Annotated in this window: 10 protein-coding genes; all 10 read left to right on the forward strand. The window is 61.7% G+C overall.

The genetic code is table 11. From position 1 onward, the window contains the following. The coding region (locus ENZ75_RS09765; RefSeq protein ID WP_128278062.1) for a DNA-directed RNA polymerase subunit alpha at positions 1–851 on the forward strand (851 nt) is incomplete at its 5' end. A gap of 104 nt (positions 852–955) precedes the next feature. Continuing rightward, positions 956–1,387: a 50S ribosomal protein L17 gene (gene rplQ, locus ENZ75_RS09770; RefSeq protein ID WP_013531439.1), complete on the forward strand. Its 432-nt coding sequence runs from the start codon at positions 956–958 to the stop codon at positions 1,385–1,387. 199 nt (positions 1,388–1,586) lie between these two features. Beyond that, positions 1,587–3,074, forward strand: coding sequence for a DegQ family serine endoprotease (locus tag ENZ75_RS09775; RefSeq protein WP_013531440.1), 1,488 nt, complete (start codon positions 1,587–1,589; stop codon positions 3,072–3,074). Positions 3,075–3,122: 48 nt separating this feature from the next. Continuing rightward, complete coding sequence (locus ENZ75_RS09780; RefSeq protein WP_063168069.1) at positions 3,123–4,430, forward strand: replication-associated recombination protein A; 1,308 nt, start codon at positions 3,123–3,125, stop codon at positions 4,428–4,430. Between the two features lie 171 nt (positions 4,431–4,601). After that, entirely contained in the window at positions 4,602–5,432 is an 831-nt protein-coding gene (locus ENZ75_RS09785; RefSeq protein WP_063168068.1) for an aspartyl/asparaginyl beta-hydroxylase domain-containing protein, read from the forward strand. A 170-nt stretch (positions 5,433–5,602) separates the two neighbouring features. After that, complete coding sequence (locus tag ENZ75_RS09790) at positions 5,603–7,261, forward strand: hypothetical protein (protein ID WP_063168067.1); 1,659 nt, start codon at positions 5,603–5,605, stop codon at positions 7,259–7,261. A gap of 76 nt (positions 7,262–7,337) precedes the next feature. Continuing rightward, positions 7,338–7,712, forward strand: a complete 375-nt coding sequence (gene crcB, locus ENZ75_RS09795; RefSeq protein WP_063168066.1) for a fluoride efflux transporter CrcB — start codon at positions 7,338–7,340, stop codon at positions 7,710–7,712. Between the two features lie 62 nt (positions 7,713–7,774). Then, positions 7,775–8,755, forward strand: a complete 981-nt coding sequence (locus tag ENZ75_RS09800) for an RluA family pseudouridine synthase (protein WP_024505072.1) — start codon at positions 7,775–7,777, stop codon at positions 8,753–8,755. A gap of 2 nt (positions 8,756–8,757) precedes the next feature. Further along, entirely contained in the window at positions 8,758–9,675 is a 918-nt protein-coding gene (locus tag ENZ75_RS09805; protein ID WP_063168065.1) for a DMT family transporter, read from the forward strand. Between the two features lie 11 nt (positions 9,676–9,686). Further along, a partial coding sequence (locus tag ENZ75_RS09810; protein ID WP_281061230.1) for an ATP12 family protein occupies positions 9,687–10,117 on the forward strand: 431 nt, incomplete at its 3' end.

The following is a 10,117-nucleotide window of genomic DNA, read 5'->3' on the forward strand; positions in this document are numbered from 1 at the left end:
GTGCGGCTGTTACCGCCGTGCAGATCGACGGCGTTCTACATGAATTCTCGTCCATCGCCGGTGTGCGCGAGGACGTGACCGACATCGTCTTGAATATCAAGGAAATCGCCATCCGCATGGAAGGCGATGGTCCCAAGCGCATGGTCGTTCGCAAGCAGGGACCGGGTGCGGTTCTTGCCGGCGACATCCAGACGGTTGGCGACGTCGAGATCCTCAACCCCGACCACGTCATCTGCACGCTGGACGAAGGCGCTGAAATCCGCATGGAATTCACCGTCGACACCGGCAAGGGTTACGTGCCGGCCGACCGCAACCGCGCCGAAGACGCGCCGATCGGCCTCATCCCGGTCGACAGCCTTTATTCGCCGGTCAAGAAGGTCTCCTACAAGGTCGAGAACACCCGCGAGGGCCAGGTTCTCGACTATGACAAGCTGACCATGACGATCGAGACCGACGGTTCGATCACCGGCGAGGACGCAGTGGCTTTCGCCGCCCGCATCCTGCAGGACCAGCTCGGCCTGTTCGTCAACTTCGACGAGCCGCAGAAGGAAGTCGCTGCCGAGGCCGTCACCGAGCTCGCCTTCAACCCGGCGCTGCTCAAGAAGGTCGACGAACTCGAGCTTTCGGTGCGTTCGGCCAACTGCCTGAAGAACGACAACATCGTCTATATCGGCGACCTGATCCAGAAGACCGAAGCCGAGATGCTGCGCACCCCGAACTTCGGCCGCAAGTCGCTGAACGAGATCAAGGAAGTTCTGGCGGCGATGGGCCTGCACCTCGGCATGGAAGTGCCGGACTGGCCGCCGGAAAACATCGAAGACCTCGCTAAGCGTTACGAAGACCAATATTGAGCATGAATTCCAAGGATCGGCGGCGTGGGCCGCTCGATCCGACGGTCATGCGGAAAACCATCAGAGGCCGCGGCCTCTTGAACAACTGAAGAAGGAAAAGAGCCATGCGCCACGGTTTCAAAGGCCGCCGCTTCGCCCGAAGCATTAGCCATCGCAAGTCGATGTTCGCCAACCTCGCCGTGTCGCTGCTCGAGCACGAGCAGATCGTCACAACCTTGCCGAAGGCGAAGGACCTGCGTCCGATCGTCGAGAAGCTGGTGACGCTCGGCAAGCGTGGCGACCTGCACGCCCGCCGCCAGGTCATTGCCCAGATCGGCAATGAAGGCGTCGTCAAGCGTCTGTTCGACACCATCGCGCCGCGCTACGCCAACCGCAATGGCGGCTATCTGCGCATCATGAAGGCGGGCTTCCGTCACGGTGACAACGCCGCCATGGCTGTCATCGAGTTCGTCGATCGCGACGTCTCGGCCAAGGGCGCCGGCGACCGCGCTCGCATCGAGGCCGAAAGCGCTGATGCGGACGCCGCAGCCGCATAAGGCTCGGTTTTCCCAAATGAGTTCAAAGGGGCCTGCGGGCCCCTTTTTGTTTTCTGAAAGCAGCAAACCGCGCCGGAATCCGATTTCCGGGCATGCCCCTGGGGTTTTGGCCCAAAATAGTCGGATTTCAGCGGCTTAGCCTTTCATTTTGCACAATCGTCGGGACAATGCCCCCGAACTTGCCTTGGAGGATTCGCGAATGCGCGCCAGAAGACTGCCCTTTGTTCTGCTTTTCGCCATCATGGCGTTTGCGGCCGCACCGGTGGTCAGGCAGGCATTGGCCGAGGAGACCAAGACCGATCCCGGCCTGTCCGATGTGCTGACCGACCTGCTGCATGGCGTCGAGGGCGAGAACGCGACGTCCGGTCCCGACAAGCGCGTGCCGTTCGGCCGCGAGGAGGTGCAGCTGTCGTTTGCGCCGCTGGTCAAGCAGACGGCGCCGGCGGTGGTCAACGTCTATGCCTCGCAGACCGCCAAGGTGACATCGCCTTTCGACGGTGATCCGTTCTTCGAGGAATTCTTCGGCCGCTCGCAGCCGCGTGCGCAGTCTTCACTGGGTTCCGGCGTGCTGGTCGATCCGACCGGCGTCGTGGTCACCAATTACCACGTCATCAAGGATGCCGACCGGGTCAAGGTGGCGACCGCTGATGGGCGTGAGTTCGACAGCAAGGTGCTGCTCAAGGACGAGACTCTCGACCTTGCCGTGCTCAAGATCACCTCGGACAAGCCGTTTCCGGTCATTGCCATCGGCGATTCCGACGCGCTCGAGGTCGGCGACCTGCTGCTGGCCATCGGCAACCCTTTCGGCGTCGGCCAGACCACCACCAGCGGCATCGTCTCGGCACTGGCCCGCAGCCATATCGGCGTCTCCGATTCCAGCTTCTTCATCCAGACCGACGCCGCCATCAATCCCGGCAATTCCGGCGGCGCGCTGATCAACATGGGCGGCCAGCTGGTCGGCATCAACACGGCCATCTACAGCCGCAGCGGTGGTTCGATCGGCATCGGCTTCGCCATTCCCTCGAACATGGTTCGCGCCTTTGCCGACGCGGCCAAGGCCGGGCTCGACTTCTTCGAACGGCCCTATATCGGCGCCGAGTTCGAAGCGGTGACGCCGCAGATCGCAGAATCGCTCGGCATGGAGAAGCCGACCGGTGCGCTGGTCTCGTCGGTCGAGGCGACCGGACCGGCCGCCAAGGCAGGGCTCAAGCCCGGCGACGTGGTGCTGCAGCTCAACGGCAAGCCGGTCGAGAGCATCGAAGCGCTGGACTACCGGATGGCGACGCTGTCGATCGGCACCACCGCCAATTTCGCGGTTCTGACCAAGGGCCAGCAGGCGGCGATGGATATCGCGCTGGAGCGTGCTCCGGAAGGCATGAAGGCTGCCGAGGTGACGCTGCATGGCCGCAGCCCGTTCTCGGGCGCCAAGGTCGCGGAGCTGTCGCCCCGGCTCGCGCAGCGGCTTGGCCTGCGCACGGACATCAAGGGCGTCACCGTGGTCGACATCAACCGCGATTCACCGGCCGCCGATTTCGGCTTCCAGCCGGGCGACATCGTGCGCGAGGTGAACGGCACCACCATCGATACCGCAGCGACCCTGGAGCTGGCGGCCAAGACGGATACGCGCTGGTGGCGCTTTACGGTCGAGCGCGGCGGGCAGATACTGCGTCAGGTGTTGCGTTATTAGGGCTGGGTTCCGTGCATTCGGGCTCATGCTCCAACGAAAAAGAAGTGCATGGCCGATCTGTTCAGCGTCGATGAACCGGAAAAGACGCCGCCTGGGCGGCCGCTGGCCGACAGGCTGCGGCCGAGGAACCTTGGCGAGGTCGTCGGCCAGGAGCATCTGACGGGGCCTGACGGCGCGCTGACCCGGTTGATCGGTTCCGGCTCGCTCGGCTCGATGATTTTCTGGGGGCCGCCCGGCACCGGCAAGACCACCGTGGCGCGGTTGCTCGCCGGTGAAACGAGTCTCGCCTTCGAGCAGATATCGGCTGTCTTTTCCGGCGTCGCCGACCTGAAAAAGGTGTTCGAATCAGCCAAATTGCGCCGTGCCAATGGCCGCCAGACCTTGCTGTTCGTCGACGAGATCCATCGCTTCAACCGCGCGCAGCAGGACAGTTTCCTCCCGGTCATGGAGGACGGGACAGTCGTGCTGGTTGGCGCCACGACCGAAAACCCGTCCTTCGAACTGAATGCCGCTTTGTTGTCACGCGCGCGCGTTCTGGTCTTCCATTCGCTTGGCGAGGAGAGCATCTCCAAGCTGATGGCGCGGGCGGAGGAGACCGAGGGCAGGGCGCTGCCGCTCGACGACGAGGCGCGGGCCATGCTCATCCGCATGAGCGATGGCGACGGCCGCGCCTCTCTTACCCTGGCAGAGGAAGTCTGGCGAGCAGCCAAGCCCGGCGAGGTCTTCGATTCCGAGGGTCTGCAGCGCATCGTCCAGCGCCGCGCGCCAATCTACGACAAGGGCCAGGACGGCCATTACAATCTGATCTCGGCGCTGCACAAATCGGTACGCGGTTCAGATCCTGACGCGGCTCTCTACTATCTCGCACGCATGTTCGATGCCGGCGAGGATCCGCTCTATCTAGGCCGCCGGCTGGTGCGCATGGCCATGGAAGACATCGGCCTTGCCGACCCGCAGGCGCTTGTCGTCGCCAATGCCGCCAAGGATGCCTACGACTATCTCGGCTCGCCCGAGGGCGAACTCGCCTTTGCCGAGGCCACCGTCTATCTCGCCACCGCGCCCAAATCCAACGCCGTCTACAACGCTTTCAAGGCCGCCACGCGGGCCGCCAAGGAACACGGCTCGCTGCTGCCGCCCAAGCACATCCTCAACGCGCCGACCAAGCTGATGAAAGAGGAGGATTACGGCGCGGGCTACCGCTACGACCATGACGAGCCGGATGCCTTTTCGGGGCAGGATTATTTTCCGGAGAAGATGGGTCGCCAGACCTTCTATGATCCGCCCGAGCGCGGCTTCGAGCGCGATATCAGGAAGCGGCTCGATTATTGGGCAAAGCTGCGCAAAGAGCGGGAATAGCCGGGTTGCGTGAGGCTATTGACCAGATCCAGCAGGCAGCCAGCCGGCCGCGGTAGCAGGGCCGTTGTGTGGTAACCCAAAAAACCTTATCAAGGCGCACGACCGGGCGGTGGCCATTGCCTTGATTTGGGCACCTCATTCGCAACAGGATCGCGCTTGGCGCGTGGAAAAATGACAAAAAATCTTCGCAAATCCCTTCGCAAATTCGCCATTGCCATCCCGCTTCTCGCCCTTGGCTTCTATTTCATCCCCATCCTGACGACGATCTTCATCGTCTGCGGCCTGATCGACGTGCTGCGCAACGACCGCAAGGATCTGTCGCTGTTCTCAGGCTATTTTCTCGGCAACGGCCTGTTCACCTGGCTGCTTTCGCCGTTCAACCTGCTGGTCGACCTCTTGTGCTACAGAAATCCTGGCGTGTGGAAGCTGGAGCAGTTTCCCGCCGACTATCAGCGCGAGGTCAACGAGGTCCTGGACATCTTCAAGGCGCGCAAGGATGAGATCATCGCCGATATCGATGCCAATTTCGGCGCCGGCCGGCGCGGCATGTATGTCTACCAGTGGTACGGCAAGCACAGGATCGACAACGTCGCCGAGTTCAACAAGGATTTCAAATACATCAAGACCATCGCCGTTTCCGTCTTCAGCAAGCGCGAATCGACGTCCTGGCATTTCGGCCCGCTGCGGCTCAGCTTGCGCATCCTCTACAATCTGATCCCGGTGAAGTCGGAGATTTTCGTCGAGTGCGGCAACGTCAAGAATTACTGGTACGACAATCCGCTGTTCATCTTCGACGACACGCTGCTGCATCGCTCGGTCAACGAGTATGACGGCCGCCGCTACTGCGTGTTCATGGACATTATCAGGCCATCGCCGGTTCCCCGCCTCATCGCGGGTATGCTGGCCATCGTCTCGGTGAGCGTCGAGCGCATCAATTCCATGTTCTACAAGAACTGGAAAATGATCGGTTCGACCAAGCCGAAGAATGCCGGGACGACCTGAGCTTTGGAAAATCGGCGCTGCCGGCCCTGCCGGCAGCGTTTGGGTGCTCTGCATGTGAGACTTGGCCAATCCTTGTCGGCCGCTCATGCGCCGGAACGGATCCTGGCTGCATAAACGGTAGTCCGGGCTGGCTTTGATAGTTCTGCCTCTTCTCCTTCTGGCGGCCGCAAGTGACGAAGAACAAATCTCTCGGATTTTGGGCAACGACATATGTGTGCACCGCTCTTGTGGGAATTGCTCTTGCTCTCATCTATGTAGAGCTTGAACAGCCTGTCTATTACTGGGACTTCGCTGCCTATTTCGACACGTTTAGCCGGCAGGGCACGCTCTTGGTTCAGAGCCCTCTCGAGTGGCTCAGCCATTTGAGGACCTCGATCGCCACCGACGACTACAGTGCGGCGATCCTGGTGCCGCTGATGCCGTTTTACATCATTTTTGGCGATTCGAGGTTTTCCTACATCGCCGGAATAGTCGCTGTTTACCTGGTTCCGACCGCTCTTCTCATCGGCAGAACAAGCTATCTGGAGGCGGCGACCGGGACGCCTTCATGCCGAAGCTGGCTCACCGTATGGATTGCGGCCTTTCTCTACACGCCCTTCTGGGCGGCGACGCTTCGTGGGTTGCCGGACATTGCCGGCTGTCTCGCGCTTTGCGCGGCAACCTATTTTCTCTGGAAATCGAGGTTCCTGACCCGTGAACCGGTGATCAGCGGCATGCGTGTCGGCGTATGCCTGTGGTTGGCATTCGTGCTGCGCCGCTGGTATGCTTATCCCGTCATCGGGGTCGGAACTTCCGCGGCCTTCTTCTGTTTTCTGCAGGTCGCGAAAGACCGCGACGTCCCGGCACTCCGCAATGCCGCCGTCGGGGGCCTGTGTGTGATCCTCGTGGTTGTCGGAGCCGCGCTGACCTTCCAGCAACCCCTGGTCCTCAAGATACTGGGAACCAGCTATGGCGACCTTTACAGCGGATACAAGACAAGCTTCGTTTCACAGGTTGACCAGGCAGGATCGCGGCTCAGCTATGTGAACTGGCTGTTGATCGTATTTGGCGCTTACATCTCCATCATACGCCAAAACAGATTTTCCCTGTTCTGTGCCGTTGCTTCGGTACTTACCTTCTTCCTCTTCACCCGCATGCAGGACCCGGATCGCCACCATTCGGTGCCAATGTTTCTTTGGCTTTTTCCTGCCTACGCCCAGGCAATCGTTGCGATCGTTTCGATGCCGGCGCTGAGATCGCGATGGTCGAACGCCGCGATAGCCGTTGCCGCCGTGCTGGCGTTTTTCGGTACTTTTTTCCCAATTGGCCGCCAGGTGCTGTCACCGATCAGCTACGTCTTTGCCAGGGAAGCCACGCTCCCGCTGCAACTCGACAATCTTCCAGAATACAGGCGTCTTATCGATGACCTTCTTGGAAAGATGGGACCTGGGGACCGGTTGTCGGTATTTGCGTCCAGCGGGATCATGAGCGACTCATTGCTCTATGAAATGGACAAGGACCTTTACCCTCGCATCGAGTGGGCTTGTCAGGTCGATAGTCGCGATCGATTCAGACCGGCGGCGTTGAAGTCCAAATACGTTGTCGTGACCGATCCGCCCGTTACCCATCTGCAGCCGGGTGCGCAGCTCTGTGTCTCGATACCGGACCAATACATTGTCGAGGGCAAAGGCATCGGCGCAGCATACAGGCGCATCGCGGCGTACCAGCTGTCCGGCGACGTCAAGGGCTACCTCTACGAACAGGCGCGCCCTATCGGCAAAACGGAGATCGATGACCTCTATAACGAGTTCAGGAAAAAATATCCGGGATGGGCAACGCCTGAGTGGTGACGAGCTCGGCTGGTCCGTGCGGTTGCGCCCACAACGAGGGATTGACCGGGCAGCCCTGCGGGGGCAGTAAACGGTCATGTTCAATCTGTTTCTCGTCTTCCTCGGTGGCGGCATCGGTGCCGGGATTCGTCACCTTACCAACATCGGCGCGCTGCGTTTTGTCGGCCCCAACTATCCCTGGGGCACGATGGCCATCAACGTCATCGGCTCCTTCGCCATGGGGCTGTTCATCGCCTCCATGATGCGCCGTGGCGGATCGAACGAGGTCAGGCTGTTCGTTGCCACCGGCATTCTTGGCGGCTTCACCACCTTCTCAGCCTTTTCGCTCGATTTCGCGACGCTGTGGGAGCGGGGAGCCACGCTGCCTGCGCTGGGTTATGCCCTTGCCAGCGTCATTGGCGCCATTATCGCCCTGTTTCTGGGACTTTGGCTCGCAAGAAGCCTGCCTTAGTGCTATTGCCGCGCCAAGAACAGGCCGAGCTTGGCTCGGGAAACGGATAAGCGACAAAAAACATGGCAGGCGTTGAACAGATCACGGTGGAAGCCGGCGAGGCGGGCATGCGGCTCGACCGCTGGTTCAAGACCCATTTCCCGGGCCTTGGTTTCGGCCATTTGCAGAAGCTTCTGCGCTCCGGCCAGATCCGTGTCGACGGCGGCCGGGTCAAGGCCGACACCCGTGTCGAGCCCGGCCAGATGGTTCGCGTCCCACCGCTCGAGGTTGACAAGAAGGGCGAGAGTGCGCTGACCGGCCACTCGATCCGCAACCAGGGCGATGCCGATGTCCTGTCGAAAATGCTGATCCATGAAGACCCTAAGGTTTTCGTCTTCAACAAGCCGGCGGGCCTTGCGGTGCAGGGCGGCTCGGGCGTCACCCGCAATGTCGACGACATGCTGGAGGCCTGGCGCAACCAGAAGGGCGAGAAGCCCAGACTGGTTCACAGGCTTGACCGCGACACTTCGGGCGTGCTGGTCGTCGCCCGCACCCGACTGGCCGCCATGAAGCTCTCGGAAGCATTTCGCGCCCGCGAGACCAAGAAGACCTATTGGGCGCTGGTCAAGGGCGTGCCGCCCAAGCGCGAGGACAAGATCTCGACCTGGCTGATCAAGGAGCCGACGCCGGACGGTGACCGCGTGCGGGTCGCCGCGCATGGCGAAAAGGGCGCCGACCACGCCGTCTCTTATTACCGGATCATCGAGCAGGCGGCGCAGACGATGACCTGGCTGGAGATGGAGCCTTATACCGGCCGCACCCACCAGCTTCGCGTTCATGCCGCCTACATCGGCTGCCCGATCCTGGGCGATCCGAAATATTTCGAGGCCGACACCAATTGGGACTTTCCCGGGGGCATTCAAAACCGCCTGCATCTGCACGCCCGCCGCATCATCATTCCGCATCCCGACAAGGGCGTCATCGATGTCACGGCGCCAATGCCACCGCATATGCGCCAGAGCTGGAACCTGATCGGCTTCGACGACGCCAGCGCGGAGGACTGATCGTGAGCGGCGCCACCGACGCGCTCGACCGGCGCGACACGGTCGACCTGGCCGCCGCCGCGATCATGGTCGGGCTGACCTTTTCCTGGGGGCTGAATTACGTCGCCGCCAAGATCTCCTACGCTGGCTATGATCCGGTTTTCCTGTCGATCGCGCGCTCGATCATCGGCGGCATGTGTGTCTTTGCCTGGTGCCGGTGGCGCGGCATCGCGCTTTTCACGCGCGACGGGACCTTGCTCGCCGGCATCTTGGTTGGCGCGCTTTTCGGCATCGAGTTCCTTTGCCTCTATGTCGGCCTGGAGCATACGACCGTTGCCCGCAACACGCTGCTGGTCAACACCATGCCGTTCTGGATGCTGCTCGGCGGCCATTTCCTGCTCGGCGAGCAGATCACGTTGAGAAAATTCCTTGGCCTGCTGCTGGCCTTTGCCGGCCTTGCCGCGGTGTTTTCCGACAAGCTTGGCGGCGGCGGAGACATGCTGTTCGGCGATCTGCTGAGCCTTGGCTCCGGATTCTTCTGGGCTTTGACCAACATCCTCATCAAGCGGTCGAAGCTGGTCGAGGCGAGCGCCGAGAAGCTGCTGCTTTACCAGCTCGCCGGGGCAGCGATCGTGGGCGTATTGGTGCTGCCTCTCGCCGGCCCGCCCGTTCGCGACCCGACCGTGCTGCCGACCTTGGCGCTGCTTTTCCAGGCGGTCTACATCGTCGCCTTCACCTATGTGCTGTGGTTCTGGCTGCTGCGGCGCTATCCGGCGTCAGGCCTGTCCAGTTTCACCTTCCTGTCGCCGGTTTTCGGCGTGCTGTGCGGAGCCATGTTCTTGAATGAGCCGCTGACCATGCGCATTTTCCTGGCACTTGGCCTGATTGCCGCCGGCCTGATCATCGTCAACCGGCCGGCGCGCAAGCTGACGCCGGTGTAAGAGAGACCTTCATGCGTGACATCCTCAACGACCTCGAAGCGGGCAAGTATCTCTCCGACCCGGATCCTGTGCGCCGCGCCCAGATCCAGATGAAGACGCCTCTGCCCAAACGCTTCTACAAGGCCGCCTCTGTGGCACCTATCGACAATGGCTTTGCCGTGCATCTCGACGGCAAGCCGGTGCGGACGCCGGGCAAGGCGCTGCTGGTGCTGCCGACCGAGGCAGCAGCCGCGCTCGTCGCCGACGAGTTCGCCGCCCAAAGCGAGACCATCGATCCGGTGAAGATGCCGGTGATGCGCCTCGTCAACACGGCCATCGATGGCGTCGCCAGCGACCCGCAGGCGGTGCTGGAGGATATCCTGCGCTTTGCCTCATCCGATCTCACCTGCTATCGCGCCGACGCGCCGCAAGGGCTGGTGGAGCGGCAGAACCAGCATTGGGA

The sequence above is a fragment of the Mesorhizobium sp. M7A.F.Ca.CA.002.04.1.1 genome (assembly GCF_004022805.1).
Classification (GTDB): domain Bacteria; phylum Pseudomonadota; class Alphaproteobacteria; order Rhizobiales; family Rhizobiaceae; genus Mesorhizobium; species Mesorhizobium ciceri.